Annotated in this window: 23 protein-coding genes; 14 read left to right on the top strand and 9 right to left on the bottom strand. The window is 38.0% G+C overall.

Annotated features, from left to right (window positions below):
- Positions 1–26: 26 nt before the first annotated feature.
- The 5 genes from EA365_10685 to psaK all read right to left on the bottom strand — a co-directional run bounded on the left by EA365_10685 (position 27) and on the right by psaK (position 6,939).
- Positions 27–1,238, bottom strand: a complete 1,212-nt coding sequence (locus EA365_10685) for a DUF790 family protein (protein TVQ44228.1) — start codon at positions 1,236–1,238, stop codon at positions 27–29.
- A 6-nt stretch (positions 1,239–1,244) separates the two neighbouring features.
- Complete coding sequence (locus EA365_10680; GenBank protein TVQ44227.1) at positions 1,245–1,640, bottom strand: MAPEG family protein; 396 nt, start codon at positions 1,638–1,640, stop codon at positions 1,245–1,247.
- Between the two features lie 247 nt (positions 1,641–1,887).
- A complete protein-coding gene (locus tag EA365_10675) occupies positions 1,888–3,192 on the bottom strand; it encodes a DUF58 domain-containing protein (protein TVQ44229.1) in 1,305 nt (434 codons plus the stop codon).
- Positions 3,193–3,288: 96 nt separating this feature from the next.
- Complete coding sequence (locus EA365_10670) at positions 3,289–6,534, bottom strand: carbamoyl-phosphate synthase large subunit (protein TVQ44226.1); 3,246 nt, start codon at positions 6,532–6,534, stop codon at positions 3,289–3,291.
- 135 nt (positions 6,535–6,669) lie between these two features.
- Complete coding sequence (gene psaK / locus EA365_10665; protein ID TVQ44225.1) at positions 6,670–6,939, bottom strand: photosystem I reaction center subunit PsaK; 270 nt, start codon at positions 6,937–6,939, stop codon at positions 6,670–6,672.
- A 73-nt stretch (positions 6,940–7,012) separates the two neighbouring features.
- Between psaK and EA365_10660 the strand changes: the two genes are divergently transcribed.
- Both EA365_10660 and EA365_10655 read left to right on the top strand, forming a co-directional pair.
- Positions 7,013–7,642, top strand: coding sequence for a cyclase/dehydrase (locus tag EA365_10660; GenBank protein TVQ44224.1), 630 nt, complete (start codon positions 7,013–7,015; stop codon positions 7,640–7,642).
- Between the two features lie 40 nt (positions 7,643–7,682).
- Entirely contained in the window at positions 7,683–8,006 is a 324-nt protein-coding gene (locus EA365_10655; protein TVQ44223.1) for an anti-sigma factor antagonist, read from the top strand.
- Between the two features lie 2 nt (positions 8,007–8,008).
- Here EA365_10655 and EA365_10650 read toward each other — a convergent pair whose 3' ends face one another.
- From EA365_10650 to EA365_10635, 4 genes are all read right to left on the bottom strand, one after another.
- Positions 8,009–8,701 (bottom strand): DNA-binding response regulator, encoded by a 693-nt coding sequence (locus EA365_10650; GenBank protein ID TVQ44222.1) that lies wholly within the window; start codon positions 8,699–8,701, stop codon positions 8,009–8,011.
- Between the two features lie 33 nt (positions 8,702–8,734).
- On the bottom strand, positions 8,735–9,652 hold the full coding sequence (locus tag EA365_10645; protein TVQ44221.1) for an NAD(+) kinase: 918 nt from the start codon (positions 9,650–9,652) through the stop codon (positions 8,735–8,737).
- 46 nt (positions 9,653–9,698) lie between these two features.
- Positions 9,699–10,679, bottom strand: a complete 981-nt coding sequence (locus EA365_10640; protein TVQ44220.1) for an NAD-dependent epimerase/dehydratase family protein — start codon at positions 10,677–10,679, stop codon at positions 9,699–9,701.
- Positions 10,680–10,825: 146 nt separating this feature from the next.
- Positions 10,826–13,297, bottom strand: coding sequence for a WYL domain-containing protein (locus EA365_10635; protein ID TVQ44219.1), 2,472 nt, complete (start codon positions 13,295–13,297; stop codon positions 10,826–10,828).
- Between the two features lie 82 nt (positions 13,298–13,379).
- Between EA365_10635 and EA365_10630 the strand changes: the two genes are divergently transcribed.
- From EA365_10630 to EA365_10575, 12 genes are all read left to right on the top strand, one after another.
- A complete protein-coding gene (locus tag EA365_10630) occupies positions 13,380–14,645 on the top strand; it encodes a hypothetical protein (GenBank protein ID TVQ44218.1) in 1,266 nt (421 codons plus the stop codon).
- Between the two features lie 124 nt (positions 14,646–14,769).
- Entirely contained in the window at positions 14,770–15,684 is a 915-nt protein-coding gene (locus EA365_10625) for a hypothetical protein (GenBank protein ID TVQ44217.1), read from the top strand.
- A 9-nt stretch (positions 15,685–15,693) separates the two neighbouring features.
- A complete protein-coding gene (locus EA365_10620) occupies positions 15,694–16,425 on the top strand; it encodes a pentapeptide repeat-containing protein (protein ID TVQ44216.1) in 732 nt (243 codons plus the stop codon).
- Between the two features lie 121 nt (positions 16,426–16,546).
- Entirely contained in the window at positions 16,547–17,068 is a 522-nt protein-coding gene (locus EA365_10615) for a DUF4330 domain-containing protein (GenBank protein ID TVQ44215.1), read from the top strand.
- 15 nt (positions 17,069–17,083) lie between these two features.
- Positions 17,084–17,551, top strand: a complete 468-nt coding sequence (locus EA365_10610) for an NAD(P)H-quinone oxidoreductase (protein TVQ44214.1) — start codon at positions 17,084–17,086, stop codon at positions 17,549–17,551.
- A gap of 81 nt (positions 17,552–17,632) precedes the next feature.
- Positions 17,633–18,208 carry a hypothetical protein gene (locus EA365_10605; GenBank protein ID TVQ44213.1) on the top strand — a complete coding sequence of 192 codons (576 nt, stop codon included), beginning with the start codon at positions 17,633–17,635 and terminating at the stop codon, positions 18,206–18,208.
- A gap of 16 nt (positions 18,209–18,224) precedes the next feature.
- Positions 18,225–19,109: a hypothetical protein gene (locus EA365_10600; GenBank protein TVQ44212.1), complete on the top strand. Its 885-nt coding sequence runs from the start codon at positions 18,225–18,227 to the stop codon at positions 19,107–19,109.
- A 481-nt stretch (positions 19,110–19,590) separates the two neighbouring features.
- On the top strand, positions 19,591–21,243 hold the full coding sequence (locus EA365_10595) for an acetolactate synthase large subunit (protein ID TVQ44211.1): 1,653 nt from the start codon (positions 19,591–19,593) through the stop codon (positions 21,241–21,243).
- Positions 21,244–21,344: 101 nt separating this feature from the next.
- Complete coding sequence (locus tag EA365_10590) at positions 21,345–22,220, top strand: pentapeptide repeat-containing protein (protein TVQ44210.1); 876 nt, start codon at positions 21,345–21,347, stop codon at positions 22,218–22,220.
- Positions 22,221–22,328: 108 nt separating this feature from the next.
- Positions 22,329–23,855, top strand: coding sequence for a ferredoxin:protochlorophyllide reductase (ATP-dependent) subunit B (locus EA365_10585; protein TVQ44209.1), 1,527 nt, complete (start codon positions 22,329–22,331; stop codon positions 23,853–23,855).
- Between the two features lie 237 nt (positions 23,856–24,092).
- Positions 24,093–24,284 (top strand): hypothetical protein, encoded by a 192-nt coding sequence (locus EA365_10580; protein ID TVQ44208.1) that lies wholly within the window; start codon positions 24,093–24,095, stop codon positions 24,282–24,284.
- Positions 24,268–24,465 carry a hypothetical protein gene (locus tag EA365_10575; protein ID TVQ44207.1) on the top strand — a complete coding sequence of 66 codons (198 nt, stop codon included), beginning with the start codon at positions 24,268–24,270 and terminating at the stop codon, positions 24,463–24,465. The genes EA365_10580 and EA365_10575 overlap by 17 nt, the downstream gene beginning before the upstream one ends.
- The last annotated feature ends 164 nt before the right edge of the window (positions 24,466–24,629 follow it).

Below are 24,629 nucleotides of genomic sequence, written 5' to 3'. Positions count from 1 at the left end.
ATATTTTAACTTTTTAATTTTTGTTTCTACAAAACTGCTAAAACAGATTGAGGAGATAACTTATCTTTAAACCAAATTACCTTAGCAGGGAGGTTGTCGAGGTTAACACCAGCTTTGCTAAGATTTAAGCGTTCAGATATAGCTAAAATAAGATTATCCCGTTGTGCTTTACGAACTTGAGCGAATTTCTTCTGTAGATATTCAGGACGCCAATAACCGACTATTTCTAGTAAAAACTCCCTACCATCGGGATGTACTAAGCGAAAGTCAGGAATCATCACACTTCCAGGAATAGGGATTAAATCTACTTCTCTTTCTAGAGACCAATCGGTTTTAGTTTTTAACCAACGTTTAACAAAAGAAGCCTCTAGCATACTATCATAGGTTTGACTAGGTGGATAATGACTCACCAATCCAGAGCGATCGTTTAGGGTAAAACGTCCTGGTTTAATTTGCTTAGTATAATAATCCCGTAGTTGTAGATTAGCAGTCAAACTCCAGCGACTCACGTGTAACAAAGCGGGAATCAATTTAGCTAGAGATAAACCATAACGAGTACTCGCTTTAAACAGACTAGTCGGTCCATCGATAGTAATGGTAAACCCTGTATCTGCGTCTCCTTCAATATAAGCCATTAATTGAAATAATTTCAGGTAACGGAATAATAACTTATATTCTCCTGGATCATTACGATGAGCATTGATAATAATCTCACTAGCTTTATAAAAGATACCTTGTACCTGAGAGAGGTTATAACGGTGGAGGAGTTGTTCTGGAGTTGGTGTAGTAAATTGAGTTAAGATGCGATTTTCGGCTAAATCGCTATATAAACCTTTAATGATTTCGTCGGGTAAAATAGTGTGATTAAGTTCCCTAGTTAAATCAGCGGCGATCGCTTCTAGACAAGCATTGCGAAAAATTGGGGTAGTAGGTTGATGAGCAGCTTGAGTAAACACCCGTTGACGCAGTAATTGAGGTTCAATTGGACTGATAATCTCAAAAGTACAAAAGTGGTTTTTAAGGAGATGAGCTAAACCCCTTCTAAGACGATAATCTGGGTTATCACCTTCTAAAACTAGTAATTCTTGTTCTATTTCCCCAAGAGTCTTACCTAAACAACCTTCTAGACAATCTATATAGCCTTGAGCTAAATCTAGATTATCTGGTTGAATAGGTAAACGTTTGGGAATGATTGTCTCACCCTGACGACGTTGAATCAGTAAATCAGAGGGTAACAAAGTTAATTAGAGATATTGACGAACTGACAATATTAAACCGATTATAGCACCTCCGAGTAATCCTAAACTAGCTAGAGAACTAATACCAAAACCTGGACCGCGTTTTTCAGCAGCTTGATAATAACCCCAAGCGTAGAGAATTCTTCCTACTACCCAAATTATCCCTAGGATAAAACCCCAGGTAGCGCTGATATAGTAAGAAAAAATCCACAACAAGGGTAAAAAGAAGATAATCTGTTCTAGAGTATTTTGCTGCACTCTCAAAGCTCGTTCAAAATTAGGATCACCAGTCATAGCAGGTGGTTTAACATCGTATTTAAATCTAGCTCTACCCACATTGAGGGTGATTACAAAATAGACTAACAGAGTTAAAACTGTAATAACAGTAGGTTCGATTAACATATATATCCCTGATTAAAACCCATTTTCTCGTAATTTAACACAATTGGTCTCAAGCTTTTGACACTCTCGGGCTAAATGCTATAGCGCTACTTGACAAGGGAATAGTGAATAGTGAATAGACAAAAGAGGGGGGAGTGTGGGAAGAAGCTTCGGAGTAGGGAGAAGGAAAATGTAGTATGAAGAATGTAGAATGCGCAAAAAAATCATTAATTCGCGCATTCGGAATAAAACCGTTCCTGCATTCCACCTAACGTTGTTGAAATTGTTGTAACTGTTGTTGTAATTCTAAATTACTTGCAGCAGTTATCACAATACCTGGAAGTTGAGACATAGGTGTAACAGGATGCTCATCAGGAGTAAAGAAAATCCAACGACTCGACGTAGATAAAGAGTGAAGACTCCCAGGATTTTGCGTTAACCAAACCACAGAAGTAGATAAAGAGGGTAAATTAACTTGGGTATCCTCTGCTTCTACCGCAGCTAAAGCTTCTAATACTCCAGTAAAACCCTTGACTAAACCCGTACCATTAGTCCAAAGTTCTACATTGAGTTGACGACGACTAGCGTAAGCGTAGAGAGAAGCCGCCGTGGTAACAGCTTGTTCAAATTTAGCCTCTTGCCAAGTATCAGAAGTGTCTAAAGCTATAATGATATTCTCGCCACTGGTAATTATTTCTAATTCTCGTACCTTAAACTCACTAAAACGCGCACTACTACGCCAGTGTATTAAACGAGTGGGGTCGCCAAAGCGATAATCCCGAATTGCTTTTGTAATACCTTCTTGAGCTGCTTGATAACGGCGATCGCTTTCCAGAAGAGCACTATCATCATCTCCTACACTATCAATCAGAGGACAATGATTTAGGGGTAAAATAGCAGGATAAATAATAGCTCTAGCTGGAACTAAATAAGAACGACGACACCAGAATAAACCCAAAGGGTAACCACTGCGTAAAAAAACTTCTTCCCAATGATAAATACCACGACGTTGGGGTATAGTAAAGTAGCTGAGACGATATTGAGAACTAGGGAGAATCTCCGCAACACTCATCCTTTCGGATGCTGATGAACCAGTTAAAGCTATAGGTAATAAATCTTCAACCTGAAAAAATTGTTTAGATTGTGAGGTAGTAGGATTATCAATTAACAATTCTAGCTCTAATTCTTGTTCTACCGTCACCGGTTCAATAGGAGAACGAGTAACCTTTAATTCCCGTAAACTACGCAAACATAACCAAGCAGCTACCAACAACAGAGAGATAATCATCCCACTGAGGACGTATAACCAACCCGACATAGTATTAATCGCAGCACCGAAAAAACAAAGGGCGATACCCCCTAAAACACTACCTGCAAAAGAGGGAGCACAATAACGAGTCTCTAGCCATTCTTGCAGAGAATTTCCTGTGGTTTTGGGGGTAGTTTTTTCTAGAGAATTACGCACGTTTATCTGAAATAGAAAAAAGGGATCTTTAGGTGTTAGGGTGTAGGGTGTAGGGTGTAGGTGGTAGGGGTTATTCCAAATGCGCGAATTAATGATTTTTTCGCGCATTCGCTCATTCGCTCGTTCGCTCATTCTACATTCTTCATCTCCGAAGTCTCCGAAGTCTCCGAAGTCTCCGAAGTCTCCCCACACTCCCTCTCTAGTTTAACTAAAAAATTCTTGCAGGGCTTTAACCTCTAGAGGAGCTGATTTGAGAGAGCGTAAGGCTTCTACTGTAGCTTTAGCACCTGCAATAGTAGTGATAATGGGGAGCTTGTAGTCGAGCGCACTACGACGAATTAGGCGATCGTCTGCTTGGGATTCACCTCCCGTAGGGGTGTTGATAATAAACTGAATCTGTTCATTTTTAATCAAGTCTATCACGTGAGGACGACCTTCGTGTAATTTCAAGACTAATTCGACACCTTCAATACCATTTTCTTCCAGAACGCGTTTAGTTCCCGATGTAGCTACCACTTTAAATCCTAAGTCCAGTAAATCTTTAACTACTGATACCGCGGCGATTTTATCGCGATCGTTCATGGAAACAAAGATAGTACCTTCTGTAGCTAATCTTACTCCTGCTGCTAATTCTGCTTTAGCAAAAGCTTTACCAAAATCAGCGTCTATCCCCATTACCTCACCGGTAGAGCGCATTTCCGGACCTAGGAGAGTGTCTGTACCAGAAAACTTCTCAAAGGGGAGTACAGCTTCTTTAACCGCGATATGAGAGGGTATCGTTTCTTTGGTGATACCGAGAGATTCTAGGGTTTTACCCGACATCACTAAAGCTGCTACTTTAGCTAAGGGGACTCCTGTAGCTTTAGAGACATAAGGAACCGTACGAGATGCTCGGGGATTAGCTTCGAGGATATATACCTGTTCTCCTTGTACCGCGTATTGAATGTTCATCAACCCGATTACTTCTAGAGTTTGGGCTAATTTCATCGTCCATTCACGAATGGTAGCTAAAACCGAATCAGGTAAAGAGGTATGGGGAATTGAACAAGCTGAGTCTCCAGAGTGGACACCTGCTTCTTCGATGTGTTCCATAATTCCCCCGATAACGACTTTACCCGTAGCGTCTGCTAAAGCGTCAACATCTACCTCGATCGCATTTTTGAGGAATTTATCAATGAGAATTGGGTGGTCTGGCTCTACTTGTACAGCGTTTGTCATATAGTAATCTAATTGCTCGTCGGTATAAACAATTTCCATCGCTCTCCCACCGAGTACATAGGAAGGACGCACTACCACGGGATAACCAATTCTACCCGCTATCGATAGGGCTTCTTCATAACTGCGAGCTATCCCATTGGGGGGTTGTTTAATATCTAATTCCCGCAGAATTTGCTCAAAACGCTCTCTATCTTCGGCGATATCAATAGAATCGGGAGATGTTCCCCAGATTTTGGTCTTCACTTCACTATCAGGACTTTGTAAGTACTGTTGTAGAGGTAAGGCTAGTTTTAAGGGGGTTTGACCACCGAATTGAATAATTATACCTTCGGGGTTTTCCGTTTCAATAATATTGAGTACATCTTCTTTGGTAAGGGGTTCAAAATAAAGGCGATCGCTCGTATCGTAATCTGTGGAAACCGTCTCAGGATTAGAGTTAACCATGATGGTTTCAAAACCCGCATCACTCAAGGAAAACGCAGCGTGACAACAACAATAGTCAAATTCTATCCCTTGTCCAATACGATTAGGTCCACCGCCAAGGATCATCACTTTGGGTTTATCTGAAGGGAGTACTTCTGATTCTCCTGTTTCGTAGGTGGAGTAATAATAGGGGGTAAAGGCTTCAAATTCTGCAGCACAGGTATCTACTACCTTATAGACTGGGATGATTCCTAGTTGTTTACGATACGAGCGTACCTGATCTTCTGTGGTTTTGGTGGCAAAGGCGATTTGGCGATCGCTGAATCCTTGTTGTTTGACTATCTGTAGTGTTGCTGCGTTAATTTCTCTTAGGGGTGTGCGTTTGAGGAATTTTTCTGTATCTAATAGTTCCTCCATTTTATCTAAAAACCAGATATCTATTCCCGTTAATTGATATATCTCTTCTACACTCATCCCCAATTGTAAGGCTTGATGAACGGTAAAGATTCTTTCTGGGTTAGGTATGCGTAATTTTGAGCGAATTTGGGTTACGCTAGGTAGCATTTCTTCGCGATCGCACCCAAAACCATAACGTCCTATTTCTAATGATCTTAACGCCTTCTGAAAGGATTCTGTAAAGGTTCTGCCGATCGCCATCGCTTCCCCTACAGATTTCATTTGTGTTGTTAAAATTGGTTCAGATCCAGGGAATTTTTCAAAAGCAAAACGAGGTATTTTGGTGACTACATAATCTATAGTTGGTTCAAAAGAAGCGGGGGTTTTCTTGGTAATATCATTAGATATCTCATCTAGGGTATAACCTACAGCTAATTTGGCGGCGAATTTGGCTATAGGAAAACCTGTAGCTTTTGAGGCTAGGGCTGATGAGCGAGATACTCTTGGATTCATTTCAATTACAATCATATCTCCATTAACTGGATTAATGGCAAATTGAATATTTGATCCTCCCGTTTCTACCCCTATTTCTCGGATAATTTTTAAAGAAGCATCTCGCAGACGTTGATATTCTTTATCGGTTAGGGTTTGTGCTGGTGCTACTGTAATTGAATCTCCTGTATGTACCCCCATTGGGTCAATATTCTCAATGGAACAGATAATGACCACATTATCCGCCAAATCTCGCATTACTTCTAACTCGTATTCTTTCCAACCTAAGAGGGATTTTTCTACTAATATTTGGGATAATGGTGAAGCATCTATGCCATATTGAGCCATTTCCTCATATTCTTCTTGGTTATAGGCTATTCCTCCTCCTGTTCCTCCTAGAGTAAATGCAGGACGTATAATTAGAGGATATGAGCCTATTTCTCTGGCGATCGCTTTGGCTTCGGCTAGATTATTAGCTATTCCTGAAGGACATACTGGTACTCCTATTTTTGCCATTGCTTCTTTAAATAACAGTCTGTCTTCTGCTTTTTCGATCGCTGGTAATTTTGCCCCGATTAATTCTACTCCGTATTTTTCTAATGCTCCACTTTTAGACAAGTTCACCGCTAAATTGAGGGCTGTTTGTCCTCCCATTGTGGGTAACAAGGCGTCTGGTCTTTCTTTGGCGATGATTTTCTCTACTATTTCTGGTATTAATGGTTCTATGTAGGTTTTATTCGCCATTTCTGGATCTGTCATAATCGAAGCGGGATTAGAATTTACCAGAATTACTTCGTATCCTTCTTCTCTAAGTGCTTTACAAGCTTGTGTTCCTGAATAGTCAAACTCACAAGCTTGTCCAATTACGATTGGTCCTGATCCTAATAGTAATATTTTCTTTAAGTCATTACGACGAGGCATAATTTATTTATTTTTCCTGATCTTCTTTCTAATCTCAATTATTTTAGAGGTTCTCTTGTCTCTGTGGTTGACTCTTTTGTCTTGATTTAATAATATTTGCGCAAGAAGAATGACTCTTGCGCTCAATTGCTGTTTTTATAATGCACCTAAATTAGCTAATCCCAGGATAACTCCTGCTCCAAGTACATGACCAAAGCTCATTGTACCTAATAAAGCTCCTAAACTCATATCCCCAAAAAATGCAGGTGCTGGTAATCCCGGTCCTGAGTTGGGTTGTTGAATCCCGTATTTACCAATGGCGATCGCTATAATATTACAAATCGTCATGACTATAGCTACTTTGATGCTCCAAGTTACGGTAGTAGGTACGCTGGTAGCTGCTGCCACTAAATAAGTATTTAACATCTTTTTTCCTCGAAAAAGCCTTATTTTTTTTGACTATCAATTAACATAGCATATAAAGACCAATCTTAAATCTATGTTCAAAACCTTTAAAATTCTCTCATTAGCTGTTGTTTTTCAGTTTCTTTATCTGTTTACTCCGGCTCAAGCTACTCCAACTTTAGAAAGAGTCTTATTACAATTAACCGCACAGGAAAGAGCAGCTCTTCAGGATAACCAAATAGCTGTAGTTGGTCAAACCAGGGAATATCGAGGTAGATTCCTGGTGAAAGCTTCTGCAGAGGAAGCTTGGGAGGTTTTAACTGATTATCAAAATTACCCTAATTTTTTACCTGATGTTGTTAGTATCCAAATCCAAGAAACTGATGGGAATAAAACTGTCTTTGAGCAAGTCCAAAGAACATCTGTACTTATTTTTAATCGGGAAACTAGTTTAACCATCGCTGTTGCGGAAACACCCTTTACAAAAATTAACTTTTCTCTAGTAGAAGGTGGCGTCAGTGAGCTACAAGGTACTTGGGAAGTAACACCTATAATCATCGGGGATGAAAGCACACCTAGTCAAGTTTTAGTTACCCACACAGTTACAGTGACACCAGATACTGGTGTACCCGAGAATATCTTCTATTCTATCTATCGAGATAGTTTGAGAAATTCTCTTGAAGCTATGAAAACCGAAATAGAAAACAGAGCAACTGCTCGCTAAGATGATAAAATTTGAAGGAGTCTAACCATAGTATTTAGCCATGTCGCTGCAAATAGAGTATTTTCAACCCGTAGGGATTCTAGATGGGACAAAATCAGAAGAATTTAAACAAAATATAGCTCACTTGATTGCCAAAGGTGCAAAAACGATTTTAATCGACTTCCAGGAGGTAACCTTTATGGATAGTTCGGGATTGGGTGCGTTAGTACTAGCTTTGAAAAACGCGCGATCTGCTGAAGTTAAAGTCTATGTTTGCTCTATTAATGAACAAATCAAGATGTTATTTGAGTTAACCAGTATGGATAGCGCGTTGGAGATTTTCTCTAATCGTGAAGAATTCGAGGCTAAATTTCTCAAGGATTAATTTCACTCTTTCAAAACATAACCAACCCCTCTAATGGTGTGAATAATCCGTTTTTGTCCCTGTTGTTCTATTTTAAGACGCAGGTAACGAATATACACCTCAATGACGTTGGATTCACCGTGAAAATCGTAACCCCAAACATTTTCTAAAATTTGTTCCCTAGTTAAAATCTCTTTGGGGTGAGACATCAGATATTTGAGTAACTCAAACTCTTTCATTGTTAAATCAATGATCTCACCCTGACGTAAGAGTCGGCGAGTATTTAAATCTAAGATTAATTCCCCAAAGTGTAACTCTTCGTTAATAACTTTTTGGGGTTGGAGATAAATTCCTAAAATCTGTTGGAAGTTTTTCGGGTGTATAGGTTTAACCAGATAATCATCAGCCCCTGAGTCTAAACAAGCTATCCTTGTTTCTAGAGTTTCTAAACTACTGAGCATTAAAATTGGAAAGTGATAACCCTGATTTCTTAAATCACGAGTAAGCTCTAGTCCATCTGTACCTGTAAAGTTATAATCAAAAATAAGCATAGCAGGATCTAAAACTTGAACTTGATTAATTACCTGTTCAAGATGATAAAGAGGGATAGGATTATAACCCACTTCCTTGAGACTATCACTAGCTGATTGCCAAAAAGGCTCATCAGTGTTGACTAAGAGCACGTTTTGAGTTGTAACCGAAAGAGAATAAGACATAAAGTTTTAACAATATTTATGATTAATTATATTTTAAGGGAGTTCCACTGAGGTTGGTTTGGCGATATGGGGAAGTCCCCAACCTAGCTTCTCTCTTAAAATACGGAAAAACTCAGGATTTTGCAGACGAATAAACCTCGCTTGATAAGGCGATCGCTTTACATGAATTCTATCTTCAGGAATGATATAAGAGCCACCATTTCCATCTACTACCATCACCATTTGATTAGGATTAGCAGGATAAATATTTACTGATTCACGATCTGAAAAGACTAAAGCTCTTGAAGCTAAAGAATGAGGACAAATAGGCGCTAACTGTAATACTGGTACATCTGGGGTTACTACTGGTCCCCCTGCACTTAAAGAATAAGCGGTAGAGCCAGTAGGAGTAGAGACGATGACGCCATCTGCGGCTATATCTACTACCGCGTGTTGACCAATTTGAATCTCAAAATGACACATACTGGTTAAGGGTTCTCTATGTACCACCATTTCATTGAGACAGAGAGCTTCCCAGAGGAGTTCTTCTTGACGGAATAACTGCACTGTCAACATCGATCGCTCTTCAATTTGATAATCTCCCTGTAAGATTTTTTCGAGAGCCGGAGAAATATGATTGACATAAGTTTCCGTTAAAAAACCCATATGACCTGTATTGACAGTTAATAATGGTATTCCCAAGGGAGCTACCTGACGGAAAGCGGATAAAACAGTTCCATCTCCTCCCAAGACAACCGCGAAGACAACATCTTCGTCAAAACCAGGGGGTGTAAGTTGGGGAATGGGAGTGTAACAAACAGGAGAATCGGGACGAGAATATCCCAAAATTCCCCAAAAACCTCTAGCTATGACTACTTCCCAGCCATTTTTTTTGAGCTTGTCTTCTAGTTTATTAGCTATACGACAAGCTATGGGTTTATTATCGTTATAAATAATGCCTGCTTTTGGCACAACAACTGATCCTATTTTCTTTACTTTGGCTATTTTGACAAAATTCTCAAGACTTTTGTTGTTTAAAGGGACTTCTTTTTGGTTTCTGTTTTTTCTTTTTGTCGTAACCGACTTCTTTGAGTTTTTTCAAGATGCGGTTAAAGTACTCTTCTAGATATTCTTCTAGGGTAGTAGTTTCTTGGGGATCTAAACCAAAAACTTGATACACTTCTTCCATAGGAGCGTCTAAGGGTTTACCTCCTGCTAAGACTTCAACAAAAGCAAGGCGATCGCTCGCATTCTGTGTCCACTGGAAAAATCGGGCTACATTTCTGACAAAACGTAATAACCCTAGAGGAGAGCGCGTAATCTTAGCTTCTTTTCCTGAGATTTTTTCACAAAAAGTAATAATTTCACTAGTTGTCCAAGCTTTTGGTCCAACTACAGGAAAAGTCCTTTTTTCAGTTTCGGGAACTTCTAGAGCGCCTATGGCAAATTTAGCGATATCTTGAGTATTCATATAAGCTATAGGCGTTTCTACTCCTGTTACCCAGACACTTTGATTATCGAGAATTGGTACAGCGTATTGTCCAATCAAACCCTGCATAAAACCGCATAATTGCAGTGTTGTATATTTTAACCCAGATTCGGCTAAAAACAACTCTGTACAGTGTTTAATCTCCATTAAAGGAACATTGGGATAATCTTTGGCATTGAGAATAGAGAAAAATATGTATCTTTCTATACCCGCTTTTTTGACTGCTTGAATTAAATTTACCTTTCCGTACCAATCTACTTGTTTAATACTTTTTGAGCTATTAGCTCTAGTTGTCGCTGCATCAATTACGGCGTCTATCCCTTCTAAGGCGAGGGGGAGAGTTTCAGGCTTACAAAAATCACCTGGCACTAATTCAGCTCCCCATTCTTTGAGAAAAGATGCTCTCTGTTGGTTTCTGACTAAACAACGAACTTTATAACCTTTATCTAAAGCGTGACGAGCCACTTGTCTTCCCAGTGTCCCTGTTGCACCGACTATTAATACATCCATCTAAATATTTAAGTAACGTTTTTTTAAGTTTCTCTAAGATATTATCAAAAAATGTGATATTTTTCTCATTTTATGTTGATCAACTACCTTCCTTAGCTCAGATTTTGTATCTTGTTCCCATAGCGCCGTCTTTGGCAGATCCAACCTCAAATATAATTCAAAAATAGTCTCAAACCAGCTAAATCATTGTCTTGCTTTAAAGTTCGATAAATGGGATACGCCACTTCAGTAGCGTCACTAATTCCTGAATGAGCGTAAATTACAAACTGTAAACTATTTTTCGTTGTTGATTCTTTTTTTATCTCTTTGATGAACTCTATAGCTTTTTTAACTTGTTCATCTAGGGAAGCTGAATTATTGACCATAAGGTGGCAAATATCACCAGGATTAATCTTAGGGTTAACGTTTTTACCAGAACAATTAATAACAATAAATCGATGGCGGTGACCTTCTTTGTTTCTCACTAGACTATCGACACTTTCTAACTCACAAACTAATAGTTGAATATCCTGATAAATACTAGTAATTCCTTCGCCAATACTGTAAATTTTCTCAACTAAGTCTGAAGGATAAATTACCTTAACCTCTTTTCCCCAGGCAGAAATCCAACGAATCAGATCAATATCAAAAATACTCCATTTTGGTAAAGTAATTTTTATCGTGTATTGATAAGGAGCAATATTTTGGCTCATTCTTGGGTCAAATATACTCTGATCATAAGCCTTTCCCCTCAACCAATCAGGAAGAGACATTTTTATTTTAGAAAATCTTTGATTACCTTCACAAATAAATTTAAATGCTTTTTCTGTTGCCTGCAGGATAACAGTTAATTCTATTTTTTTTCTTTGTCTATAATTTAGATATTGAGTTTGTATATTAACATCATTTCCTAGATAAAGTCCTGCACTAGCAGCATAAAGTTGATCCAATTTTTTAAGGGATTTTTTTTGTTCTTCTGTTGTTCGCTGAATATTGAGCTTGTTAAATCGAATTCTATCGATTCTCTCAAAGGTAAATAGTCCTTTTTTATTTCCATTGTTTACTTCATATCCTAAATACCAAGCAATGTTATGAAAGACAATTTGTAGAGGATAACCTCTAAAAGTTATTGGTTGATACTCTGACCATTTAGCACATCCTTCAACATAATTAAATTCCAAAAGCTCACCATTTTTTATGGCTTCTTCTAACCATTCAAATTGTTGTTGATATTTCTCAACCTTGATAATCGATTTTGTACCAATTAAACGAGTGGGATAGGCTTCTTCACCAGCTAAAATTCGAGCATCTACTAATCTTTTCTTAAAGGTATCATAAATTTCTGCAGCGAGGGGATCTTGAAAATATTTTTCTCTTGAATGAGATTGCAGAGATTGATAGAGCTGATTTAGTTCATATTTAGATAAAATTCCAGTTCCTGCAAAATAGCCTTTTTTCATCGTAAAATTAGGAAGGAGTTGATAAGGTTTAAGGCAATGACATATATCTTCTCGAAAATTATTCTCTAAAGTACTTCTTTGATAATCATTATTTAGATCAATATGCTTAGAAAAAAGTCCATAATCATACATGGCTTTAACAATCGTAGTCTGTCTAAAGTTTGTTATTGTCGTCACTGAAGGTTTGCCATTTTCTTCACATAAAAAAGGATAACTTAAGATAAATCTAATGCTTTTCATCAGGCGTTGAAAACAGTTTAAATCTTTGTAACGATGACTATTTAAATAAGGATAAGCAATAGATTCTATATCAACTAAATCAGCCGCTACATTACCACTTCCTAAAAATCCATTCTTTTCTAACCAATCTAAATCTTTTTTGAGAGCATCTACTTGAACATAATTTTTGTGAAACTTTTTGGTAATAACAGCAGAAATTTCAGCAACTGTACTGCTAAATTCTGGTAATTCTTCCACTTCTAAAATAGCCTTAAGTGTTTCTGGTTCATTGGCTGATAAGTTACCAATACCAGGATAGTTAATGATTACTGACAATAATTGCATTAATCTTTCAAAATCTAATAAATAAGAATATTTATGAAAGATTATTTTACTGTTTCTATTAGCTTGATTTTTTAAAATAGTCTCAGACTTATTTAGCAATTTTTTGATTTCTTCCCAGTTAAATTCTGCTGCTGTAAAGGGAACAGAATAAAGGGTTAAAAGTCCTTCTTCTACTCCTGGGGGAAATTGTTCTAGATTAATACTCATTCCCTTAATTATTTCATCAGGAACTTGGCGATCGGGTAGTTGATTTGTTTGTTGACATATCTCTACAGGTACATCTAAATGCCATCCTAGCCATTGAATATTATATAAATGAACTGTTTTATAAAGAAAATCAAGTCTCCACTCGCGCATAGTATTAGTAGCATCATAGATGACTACTTTTTGAGCTTTAACTGCATTGTGGATTTTTCTGAGCACTTCTGCTTCAATATCCCTCCACATTCCTTGAGTTGCAGCATCGCTGTAAAGTTGTGCTCGAATTTCATCAGTGGAAACTATTACGCCATCGATTTCTGAGGCTAAAAGTTGGGCAAATGTGGATTTTCCACTACCGGGAATTCCAATTAAAAAGTGGCATATTAATGGTTTATTGCTCATATTGAAGTGCATATAGTTTACTTATCCTAGCTTATTTAATCGCTGTTCGCATGAATATTTATCTTAACCTTTGATATTTTTGTCATTCTCTTGAATGAGGAGTTCAGCAACAGGAACTCTCCTGAGTAAACCTATTAATCCCGAAACAATGATCAACAATACTGATTGTCAAGCTTATTTGTTACTTTCGTTGGTTAGACAAGATCCCCGCTATAGTCATTTAGTAGAAATAGCTAAGAGTGATAGTGATACAACATTACCGCCAGAGTCAAAGAAAGTGCAGTCAGAAATCTTAGGAATGGTTATCGCTGATCCCAAGGATTTTTATGGTACAGCGAAAGTTACTCAGGAATTGAAAAAAGAAGCGGTTAACACGGCTACTGTTAATACCATGGCTAATTGGTTCGATTTGGTTTCTAATTTTTCCTTTTGGATGTTTCTGTTCAAATCACCAGTGCCATTTTTAGACATTATTCTGAGCTTATTAGCTAGTAGCTCCATTTTAACCATCTGTAATGTGGCAGGGAAAACCGCTTCTAATCGTCGCCAAGAAAACCTTTCTTTATCTAATACAGCATTAGGAGTATTGATTGCCTTAAATCTAGTTAAATCTCTCTTTTCTGGGGTAGGAATCGAATTATTGCTCAATCAACCCGCTTTAAATCAACAAATGGCACAAACCCTGATTGAACAACAAGTTGAACAGATAGAAACACTGAAAAAATTAGATAGTCCTCAATATCTCAATACTGTGAAACGATGTGACCAAGGACGAGCAGAATTAGAAACAATGCCTCGTCAACATCCACGCTGGGACTCCCTCTATCAAGAATTATTCGGCAGTTGGCAGGATAGAGAAAGGGATTGGAGTGATACACCCATTGAACAAGTGCCCATTTGCCGACGGGTGGATCGCTTAGAGCAAGACGCTTATGCTGCCTACGAAACGGCTAAAGCAACCCTCAATCAAAAGCTAATCCGTCGTAGTGAAATTGGCAATGATTTAGTTTTCTTACAAGAGCAAATGCCCCAAGTTTATCAAGCTAAATTTAAAGATCGAGGAGATGTTTCTACCGCAGAAATTGCTTCAGGAACAGATGCAATTGGTATGGCTACTCGGAACTTTTTCGGTAAGTTGAGACGAGGAGAATGGAGTGATGTAAGTGCCTCCTTATTTGGTTTCTCCTTGTCTGTAATCACCAGTGCCGCGGCTATTTTTGTAACTTACCAATATGCTCGACGTCAGGATGTTCTAGACTCAAGGGATGAGGCGATCGCCCTGCGTAGAGATAGATGGTTAGAAAGTCGATGGCAGGAAATTGTAATCTCTTCCTTCCCAAAAGAAGATGAAGATAACTAAGGTGACTAGTTTTCTCGGCTATTCTTTCGCTGTTCGCATAAGATAAAAGAAAAAGTCAATTGAACTTATTTAAATTAATAATATAGCTTTAGGCAACAAGCAAAAGTAACTGACAGCTAAAATCATGAATAATCCTGCTATCTCAAAAGCTATTGAAAGTGAGCAAATTAATTCTGTAGTTGTCTCTACTGAAAATATCACAGTATCCCCACCACCAATTAGTTTAGATAAAAATTTAGAGCCTCATGACGTCAAATTATTGCGTCTTTTTATTGATTATGTTAAACATACTGGAGAGTTTGATTATGATATCTGGATTACTGCGGACTCTCAAGGTTTAGATGATTCTCAGCCAAAAGTATCTCAAGAAATAGACTCTACTGCCAATGGTTCAACCCCTAACGATTCAGTCGATACAGCGAGAGACAACGTTTCTCCTTTCCCTTCTCAAATCTCCCAACGAGTAGTTATTGAGCCAAGCAAAAACGAACCATATTTAACTAAGGAAAAATCTGCTGAATATTTTACAAATTTAAATAATTTTTCCCAAAGACTTGCAGAAATAAGCCCCAATATCATCATAACTTGTTTAAGCTTTAAGGCTTTATTAAATCAATGGATAGAAACACTTTGTCCTACATTTTCCCCAACCCATGCCCGAATTTTAATGGAGCAAATTAGCGAAGTTGAAAAAGAACAATTCCCTTTTTTAATCTATGATTTGAAAGCAAAGCATCAACAATTAGCTAAATATCTTGACCGTTTAGTATATTTAGGGTATCAATATCGGGATGTTTTAGAGACCATTTCTTGTCAAATTTCTCGACGTTCAATTAACAAGACTCTAGAAGATTTAAGTTACATCAAGCTGTATATAGAAAAACAAGCTCAAATCACTAAAATTCAACAAGAGATCTTTCTCGCCCCTAATCCTTCGGTTTATATGAGACGGTTAAACCATTATCTAGATATTTTACCAGAGTTAATGGGTTCTTTAGTCAATCGGTTTGAAAACCTAAGCAATCAAGAATTAAATTAGGAGTTAATTATGAGTTTCATAAGTTTTATACAAAAAAGAGGTTTATGGTTTCCTCGTTCTCTTAACCAGGCAGAATTTCAACAACTTTATCAAGCAGGAGTACGAGATTTTCGAGGCTGTAAATTTTTAGATGTGGATTTATCTCCCTATGATGTGTCAGTTTTAGATTTACGTCATAGTGATTTAACTAAAGTGAGAAATTTAGCTAATATTTTAGCTCAACTTCAGTCTGGTAAAATCAATTTAGAAGGTGTTAATTTACAAGGTATAAACCTTCGTCAAGTGGTTCTAAATTATAGTAATCTTAAAGGTGTACAATTAAGCGGAAGTGATCTACAAGGAGCTTCTTTAAAAGGGGTAAATCTTCAAGATGCTAGTTTAGAATTCGCCTGTTTAAATGGCGCAGATCTTTCCTCAGCTCGTCTGCAAAATACTAATTTAAATCATGCTTTTTTAGTAGGTGCTAACTTGTATCGTGCTCAGTTAAAAGGAGCTAATTTAGCTCAGGCAAATTTAGAGGATGCTAATTTAAGTCACAGTAATTTAAGGTTTGTTAATTTGACTTGGGCAAATTTACAGAATGCTAACTTAACTGATTGTTGTTTATCCGATACCAATTTGAGTTTTGTAGATCTTGATTGCTCTAATTTTAAAAAAGCTAAATTTGGACTAGTTAATATTCAAGGGACAAGATTTTCTGATGAGTTATATTTAGAAAAAATTCCTCAAAAAATAGATTGACAAAATTTTTATCTCCACTTCAAGATATAATATTCAAAGGCTTGGTACAGTGTAGAATACTTTCAAACTCTGGCTTAATAGCCAAAGGCAATAAAAGAAAAATGGTTAACAGGTAGCACTTATGACTATTATCGATCGCCAAGGACGTTTATTCGGTAAAATTAGCATTATCGATTTAGGTGCAGCTTTGGTAATTTTACTCGTCCTGATTGGCATATTTGTAGTTCCAGGACCGACTGGTTCTGTAGCGCAAATAGCCGCTAATCAACCGATTGAGGTAGATCTGCTGGTAAGAGGACTAGGAGTTAACAATATTGAGCAATTGTTCTCTGAATTTCAAGAGCAACCCCAAGCCAATGTAGTTATTCGTAGTCAACCCGCAGGACAGGTAGAAATTAAAGCCGCCAAAGAGTTAGAAAGAACCGTCAGTGTTCCTCAACCAGATGGAACAGTGCTCGCTTTACCTGATCCCAGACCAGAAATCGTGATCATTAGAGACTTATTAATTACGATCGCAGGGGAAGGTCAGGTTAATAACGAGGGAGCAATTTTAGGTAAACAAAAAGTCAGAATAGGTACAAGTATTGAACTAGATGGTCGTACTTATAACTTTAATGGTACAGTCATCGAAGTAAGAAGTTAACTTAAATCTAAACACATGACACTACTAATCACAGGTAAATCATTTATTCGTACTTTAGAAAAAAACGGCGCTCTAGGGGTTTATGCTCCTTTAGAGGGAGGATTTGAAGGACGTTATCAACGACGTTTACGCAGTGCAGGTTATAGAAGTATCCAGATCACCGCTAGAGGTCTTGGTGATTTGAGTGCTTATTTAACCGATGTTCATGGAGTACGTCCTGCTCACCTAGGTAAAAAAAATATCGGTCAGGAAGCAGCAGTAGGACCTATTAATTATGTACCAGGTATCGCCAGTTATCAGCTTAGTTGTCTTCCCCCTAAGTATAAAGGAATAGTGCTCTGGATTATTGAGGGTTTTGTCCTCTCTCGCGCGGAAAAACAATATCTGATTAACTTGGCTAAAAGTGAGCCTCGTTTAAAAGTAGTTGTTGAATTAGGGGGCGATCGCTATTTTCGTTTTTCTCCCCTAGCAGATGTAGCTTAAATTTTTGTGTACTTTTTTACAGATATCCCTAAGAATATTTTAGGGTTATAGGTAAGTTTTTTTTAGCCGAAGGAGAAAAAGATGGTCAAGTTTTCTTGGCAAAAGTTATTAATTCCACTGTGTTTGAGTTTGATTTTATTCCTCAACGCTTGTGCAGAAGAACCCTCTCGTTACGACCAAGTCCAAAGAGAAACTACAGGTAGAGACGCTACCCCCGCGGTTTCTAGTGAAGCTGAACAAGGTAGCACCTTTAATAAGTTTTTCCCGAAATCTGCTGATGGTTTTAGAGTAATTCCCGCTCAAGAAAAGAAAGGTTTTGCTGAGTATAAAGTCGATAAAGACGGTAAAAACGTAGCGATGTTAGCGATTAATGATACGATTAGCAATCCTTCTGCGGCGGACAAGTTTAATGCTAGCACCACTAAAATAGGTGGGTTCCCTGCTGTAGATCAAGGTGCTAACGCTACTGCTGTCTTAGTTAATGGTCGTTATCAAGTTAAGGTGTTATCTCGTGATCCTTCTTTTACCCGTGAAGATAGGGTTGAATGGTTAGAAAAATTTGACCTGAGAGGTTTAGCTAGATTACAAGCTTTCTTACTTCCTGTGGGAACACCAATAGCTATCGCACCTAGTATCCCTTCTCTAGCTTTAACCTAAACTTAAGGAGTAAATTATGAGTAAACCAGTCTTTAAAATCGTCGATGACCTCCCCACTGGAGGTTTAACCGTAATGGCCCTTAAGTCTCTAGATAAAGTTGTCCCTGGTAAATGGGATAATCTAGTAGGCTTTGATAACACTATTCGTACAGTAACAGGAGAAACCGACGAAGATTTAATTCAACAAATCGGAGAAAGAGCAGTAACCCTATTTAATGATAAGTCTCAAGGTTATCAACGCGCTCTATGGCTCTATGAAACCGTAGATAATGCTTCTGGTTTGTTAGGGAGTGCAGCTTTAGCTAATCGTATTGGACAAGATACTTTTTTAGGGTTCTTAAAACATTTATCCCCTAAACCTGAACAAGCTCAAACTATCGACCTATCGGTTAAATTAGTGACCGAGGTTGTGGCTTTTTGTCAAATCAATGGTATTCCTGGTGATAGCTTGGGTGATTTTATCGCCGCTTTGACTAGTTATAGTGGTGAATCTTTTATGCGGATGGCAGCTTTGGTTTGTTTTGACGGTGTTATCCCTTTAGGTCCTGATTTTGCTCTCAAAGGATTAAGTATGATTAAGGGGATGAAACCTTCTGATTTAGAGGGTAACCAAACCTTCAAAGGGGTAAAAGATTTAATTCCTGGCAAAAATACCTCAGAGCAACTTGGCTTTATGACCGAGAGTTTTGAAGCTACCCAAGGTTGGATGAATAATCTAGTTTCTGATAATAATATTACCCAAAAGGGCTTAGCTGACAATCTGACTAGCTTTATCGAGGTTTCTAAGGATAAATTAGACTATCTCGGCGCTTTCTTGGATATGACGGTTAAATATTATTACCATACGGGAGTACAAACTCTCGCACGCCGTCTCATCGAAAGAGCCGTAGCTGAGATTTAAAGTAGAATGGGGGCAGAGGGACTTGAACCCTCACGACCTTTTACGGTCAACGGATTTTCATTCTCCCGTAACTTTCGTTACTGTTAACAATCGTTAACCTTTGAGAATTGGACTCTCCCTTTACCCTCAGCCTTACCTGTTAGGGTAGCTCCCGTCGAGTCTCTGCACCTTCCCAAATAGCCGTTTAAAGGTTGTTTGGGCTTGGCTCAGGATTGCCATGTCTGCTTAACAGATTTAGGTTTCCCTGAGTTTGAGAGCTTACACTTGAGGGATTTCTCCATCAAGGCTCAATTCTTTTAAGTCCGTAGCGTCTACCATTCCGCCACGCCCCCTTAGAATCACAATTATTTATTAAAGCACAAATTAAAAAATTATGCAAGCACTTTAAAAAAATTAATTTCTAATACTATTGCAGTATTCAGCCAGATAGTAATAACCTAGAGTAAGGGTAATAAAAAACACATCTCAAGGGGACAATGCCATGGGGGAACTAAATACGGCTGAATTACTAGTACAATGTTTGGAAAATGAAGGAGTAGAATATGTCTTTGGACTTCCTGGAGAGGAAAATTTACATATTCTACAAGCCTTGAAGCATTCGTCAATTCAGTTTATCACAGTACGTCATGAACAAGGGGCCGCTTTTATGGCTGATGTCTATGGACGTTTGACAGGAAAAGCGGGAGTCTGTTTATCCACCCTAGGTCCTGGGGCTACTAATTTAATGACAGGAGTAGCCGACGCTAATCTAGATGGTGCTCCACTAGTAGCGATTACAGGACAGGTGGGCACAGATAGGATGCACATCGAATCTCACCAATATTTGGACTTGGTGGCAATGTTTGCTCCTGTGACCAAATGGAATAAACAAATCGTTAGACCAAGCAATACTTCTGAAATTATTCGTAAAGCATTTAAAGTGGCTCAATCGGAAAAACCAGGAGCAGTCCACATAGATTTACCAGAAAATATAGCAGCTATGCCTGTTGTTGGTCAACCCTTGAGTCAAGATAGTCGGGAAAAAACTTACGCTTCTTTCCGCAGTACTAATCAAGCAGCTGTAGCTATTTCTAAAGCTAAAAACCCTATCATCCTAGCAGGAAATGGCGCAATTCGCGCAGGAGCTTCAGAAGTGCTGACAGATTTTGCTACACAATTGAATATACCAGTGGCTAATAGTTTTATGGGTAAAGGTGCTATTCCCTATACTCATCCTTTAGCTCTGTGGACTGTAGGTTTACAACAAAGAGACCATATCAATTGTGCTTTTGAACAAAGCGATCTGATCATCGCTATTGGCTATGATTTGATCGAGTATTCACCGAAAAAATGGAATCCTCAAGGTGATATTCCGATTATTCATATCGGTATCAATCACGCTGAAATCGATAGCAGCTATATACCTCTAGTAGAAGTAGTTGGGGATATCTCTGACTCTCTCAAAGAAATTCTTAAACGTGCCGATCGCACGGGAATGAAAACACCTTTTGCCGCTAGCTTACGTCCTGAAATTCGTCAGGATTACGAACAATACGCCGAGGATACGGGTTTTCCTATTAAACCTCAAAAAATTATCTACGATTTGAGGCAAGTAATGGGACCTGAAGACGTGGTTATCTCCGATGTGGGAGCACATAAAATGTGGATGGCTCGTCATTATCACTGTGATTGTCCTAATACCTGTATCATTTCTAATGGGTTTGCTGCTATGGGTATCGCTATTCCAGGAGCGATCGCCGCTAAATTAGTACGTCCTGAACAAAAAGTAGTCGCTGTCACTGGTGATGGTGGTTTCATGATGAATTGTCAAGAGTTAGAAACCGCTTTGAGAATCGGTACTCCCTTTGTTACCCTTATTTTCAACGATAATGGCTATGGTTTAATCGGTTGGAAACAATTCACTCAATTTGGTGAGACTAATTTTATCGATTTTAGTAACCCTGATTTCGTCAAATTCGCTGAAAGTATGGGTTTAAAAGGTTATCGTGTCGAATCAGCCGAGGATTTAATCCCTACCCTCAAAATGGCTTTAGCTCAAGATGTACCCGCAGTCATCGATTGTCCCGTTGATTACGGTGAAAACATTAAACTTTCCCAAAAATCTGGGGACTTAAGCTGTCAAATCTGGGAATAATTACCTTAACTAGATAATAACCTTAATCTTCCTCTAGCTAGAGCTAGAGGAGATAGGCCTTCTGATTTATTAGAGAATAAGAGCGCTTAAAAGCAATAAAAATGCCATCAACAGAACAACTATCTCTGATCAAACAAGGGGTAAAACAATGGAATGATTGGAGAAAGAATAATTCTCTCATTCCTGTAGATTTGAGTAACGCTGATTTAAGACAACTAGATTTGGCTCAAGTCACTCTTTGGGATGCCAACCTACAAGGAGCAAATTTAGCACAAGCTAATCTGACTAAGTCTGATTTACGTGGAGCTAATCTGACTAAAGCTAATCTTTCAGGAGCTAATTTAGCAGAAGCAGATTTACGCAACGCTAACTTTACTCAAGCTAATCTCAGTCAAGCTATCCTAGAAGGAGCTAATTTAAGTGGTGCATTATTGATTCAAGCTAACCTTGAAGATAGTAATTTTAATGAAGCTATTTTAACCGCTAGTTGTCTAGACAATTGCTCGATTAATCAAGGTATATTGTTAAAAAATTTAACTTGCAATTATATTTATTTTGCTCCTAATAAACTCAATCGATTCCCTGAAACTGGAAATTTAGAACCAGGAGAATTAGTTAATATTCTGCAAAAAGATTTTATTTCTGTAACAACTGAACCAACAGGGATTGAGTCAAAATCTTTAGAGGTTTTTGACCAGTTATCAGAGTTAAATTATCAAGAAGTTAAACAAGATAATACTATTCTTGAAAAAACCGCTATTACTATAGCTGAGTTAATTGAAAAAGTCTCGGTTGATTTACCTGAATCTCCGACTCGTCACGTGAAAGTAGCCACAAAAGTAATTAGCTTATTGCAAGGTAATCAAGAGTTTTTAAGTAAATTCCATCAACTCAAAGTAGAGGATAAACTAGATGAATTAGAGGTATTAATACCTAATCCTGCGGTTAAATTTATTATTATTGGCTTGAAAAAATAATCTTTGTTAAGATTTATTTGATAATTATTTAGTTTCGTAAATATTAATCGTAAATAACTCGGTTGTTTGACAAAATAAAAAACAGATAACAACAGGGAGAAATGATTCATGAAATTAGCTTACTGGATGTATGCAGGTCCTGCACACATTGGTACTCTACGTATCGCTAGTTCTTTTCAAAATGTACACGCGATTATGCACGCTCCCCTAGGAGATGATTACTTTAACGTTATGCGCTCAATGTTAGAGCGAGAAAAAGATTTTACCCCCGTAACAGCTAGTATAGTAGATCGCAACGTCCTCGCCCGTGGTTCTCAAGAAAGAGTAGTAGATAATATTGTCCGTAAAGATGGTGAAGAGCATCCAGATTTAATCCTCTTGACTCCTACCTGCACATCTAGTATCCTGCAAGAGGATTTAGCTAATTTTGTTGAACGCGCTCAAATCGACGCTAAAGGTGATGTGATGCTCGCTGATGTCAATCACTACCGTTTTAATGAGTTACAAGCTGCCGATCGCACTTTAGCGCAAATTGTTAAATTTTATGTAGAAAAAGCCCAGAAAAAAGGTGAACTCCCCACGGAGAAGACAGCTAAACCCTCTGTAAATATTATTGGTTTAACTACCCTAGGTTTTCATAATCAGCACGATTGTACCGAGTTAAAACGCCTCATGGCTGATTTAGGTATCGAAGTTAACGCGATTATTCCTCAAGGAGCAAAGGTTAATAATCTGAAAAACTTAGTTAAAGCTTGGTTTAATTTAGTTCCCTATCGGGAAATTGGTTTAGGTACAGCTAATTATCTCTTTGAACAGCATAACATGCCTTTTGTAGATATTAGCCCCATGGGAGTAATAGAAACCGCGCGCTGTATCAGACAAATCCAAAAGGTTTTAAACGCACAGGGAGCAGAGGTAAATTATGAGTCTTATCTAGAAGAACAAACTTTACACCTCTCGGGTGCGGTTTGGTTTTCTCGCTCCATTGACTGTCAAAATCTCACGGGTAAAAAAGCCGTTGTCTTTGGGGATAATACCCACGCTGCAGCGATGACTAAGATTCTAGCTAAAGAAATGGGCATTCACGTAGTATTAGCGGGAACTTATTGTAAATACGATGGGGATTGGTTTAGAGCACAAGTAGAGGATTATTGCGATCGCGTCTTAATTAGTGATGACAATGGGGAAATCGGTGATCAAATTGCACAACTTGAACCCGCGGCGATTTTTGGTACACAGATGGAGCGTCACGTAGGGAAACGCTTAAATATTCCCTGTGGAGTAATTGCCGCACCTATTCATATCCAAAACTTTACTCTAGGTTATAAACCCTTTTTGGGTTATGAAGGCACAAATCAAATCGCTGATTTAGTTTATAATTCCTTTACCTTGGGGATGGAGGATCATCTCTTAGAAATCTTTGGGGGACATGATACTAAAGAAGTCATTCATAAAGGTATCTCAGCAGATTCTGATTTAACCTGGAGTAAAGAAGCGCAAGCAGAATTAAACAAAGTCCCAGGTTTTGTCAGAGGTAAAGTTAAACGCAATACCGAAAAATTTGCCCGCGATCGCTCCTTAACTGAGATTACCCTAGAAGTAATGTACGCAGCTAAAGAAGCGATTGGCGCGTGAACTTAGATCTCCCGTATTTGTAGTGATAAGTTTTACTTATTGGTTAGAGGGATTGTAGGGGCGCTTTTCATCAGCGCCCTAGAGAACAAAAATGTAACTTTTTATACTATTTGCCCAGAATGCCGCTCATAGCCCTAATAGATTGCTATAGGGCGATCGCCAATTATTGATTGAGGATAACATTATGTCGATAATATGGTCAATCAGAGAAAGAAAAGATAAAATCAAACTATAATAATGCCAACCGAATCACAACTACTAAAATGTTTAATTCTCTGCCAAATTCTCTCCAATTGTTATCAACTCATTCAATTAATACGGTTTGATGAGACAAGGAAAGAAGTATTTATTATTGCTGGAGAATTAGGAACAATTGAAATTACTATTTTTGAACAAGGACAATGGAGATATGATGTCACCGAAGCCTAACTTTAAAGCTATGAGTCTTCACGAACTCAAAAAATACGTCTTATCCCACAGAGAGGATCAAGAAGCATGGGAAGAATTTACTAACCGAGAACGACCTAATGCTGTTTATTTTGACACAGATATTCCTTTAGCAACACAAAAACAAAGACTACAAGAACTTATTGAAAGCGACAATTTATAGAACCTGTAGGGTGCTTTTCTTGAAACTATAGGGTTTTAGGTTTTAGTAAGTATTCATCCGAACTTGATATCACCCATCAACCCATAACCTTGCTTTACGAAACATATATCGGAACTTCCCTTTTGACAAAAATAGAAATCTATGCTGTGTCTGAGTTTTAAGGG

Source organism: Gloeocapsa sp. DLM2.Bin57 (assembly GCA_007693955.1).
Taxonomy (GTDB): Bacteria; Cyanobacteriota; Cyanobacteriia; order Cyanobacteriales; family Gloeocapsaceae; genus Gloeocapsa.
This window is presented reverse-complemented; position numbering and strand designations above follow the sequence as displayed.

Excerpts from the sequence above, each read along its gene's own strand:
- EA365_10640 (TVQ44220.1), bottom strand. The coding sequence starts at position 10,679 with ATGGATGTATTAATAGTCGGTGCAACAGGGACACTGGGAAGACAAGTG.
- EA365_10655 (TVQ44223.1), top strand. The coding sequence starts at position 7,683 with ATGTCGCTGCAAATAGAGTATTTTCAACCCGTAGGGATTCTAGATGGG.
- psaK (TVQ44225.1), bottom strand. The coding sequence starts at position 6,939 with ATGTTAAATACTTATTTAGTGGCAGCAGCTACCAGCGTACCTACTACC.
- EA365_10635 (TVQ44219.1), bottom strand. The coding sequence starts at position 13,297 with ATGCACTTCAATATGAGCAATAAACCATTAATATGCCACTTTTTAATT.
- EA365_10580 (TVQ44208.1), top strand. The coding sequence starts at position 24,093 with ATGCCAACCGAATCACAACTACTAAAATGTTTAATTCTCTGCCAAATT.
- EA365_10600 (TVQ44212.1), top strand. The coding sequence starts at position 18,225 with ATGAGTAAACCAGTCTTTAAAATCGTCGATGACCTCCCCACTGGAGGT.
- EA365_10605 (TVQ44213.1), top strand. The coding sequence starts at position 17,633 with ATGGTCAAGTTTTCTTGGCAAAAGTTATTAATTCCACTGTGTTTGAGT.
- EA365_10630 (TVQ44218.1), top strand. The coding sequence starts at position 13,380 with ATGAGGAGTTCAGCAACAGGAACTCTCCTGAGTAAACCTATTAATCCC.
- EA365_10670 (TVQ44226.1), bottom strand. The coding sequence starts at position 6,534 with ATGCCTCGTCGTAATGACTTAAAGAAAATATTACTATTAGGATCAGGA.
- EA365_10650 (TVQ44222.1), bottom strand. The coding sequence starts at position 8,701 with ATGTCTTATTCTCTTTCGGTTACAACTCAAAACGTGCTCTTAGTCAAC.
- EA365_10675 (TVQ44229.1), bottom strand. The coding sequence starts at position 3,192 with ATGCGCGAAAAAATCATTAATTCGCGCATTTGGAATAACCCCTACCAC.
- EA365_10595 (TVQ44211.1), top strand. The coding sequence starts at position 19,591 with ATGGGGGAACTAAATACGGCTGAATTACTAGTACAATGTTTGGAAAAT.
- EA365_10585 (TVQ44209.1), top strand. The coding sequence starts at position 22,329 with ATGAAATTAGCTTACTGGATGTATGCAGGTCCTGCACACATTGGTACT.
- EA365_10615 (TVQ44215.1), top strand. The coding sequence starts at position 16,547 with ATGACTATTATCGATCGCCAAGGACGTTTATTCGGTAAAATTAGCATT.
- EA365_10625 (TVQ44217.1), top strand. The coding sequence starts at position 14,770 with ATGAATAATCCTGCTATCTCAAAAGCTATTGAAAGTGAGCAAATTAAT.
- EA365_10660 (TVQ44224.1), top strand. The coding sequence starts at position 7,013 with ATGTTCAAAACCTTTAAAATTCTCTCATTAGCTGTTGTTTTTCAGTTT.
- EA365_10575 (TVQ44207.1), top strand. The coding sequence starts at position 24,268 with ATGTCACCGAAGCCTAACTTTAAAGCTATGAGTCTTCACGAACTCAAA.
- EA365_10680 (TVQ44227.1), bottom strand. The coding sequence starts at position 1,640 with ATGTTAATCGAACCTACTGTTATTACAGTTTTAACTCTGTTAGTCTAT.
- EA365_10610 (TVQ44214.1), top strand. The coding sequence starts at position 17,084 with ATGACACTACTAATCACAGGTAAATCATTTATTCGTACTTTAGAAAAA.
- EA365_10620 (TVQ44216.1), top strand. The coding sequence starts at position 15,694 with ATGAGTTTCATAAGTTTTATACAAAAAAGAGGTTTATGGTTTCCTCGT.
- EA365_10590 (TVQ44210.1), top strand. The coding sequence starts at position 21,345 with ATGCCATCAACAGAACAACTATCTCTGATCAAACAAGGGGTAAAACAA.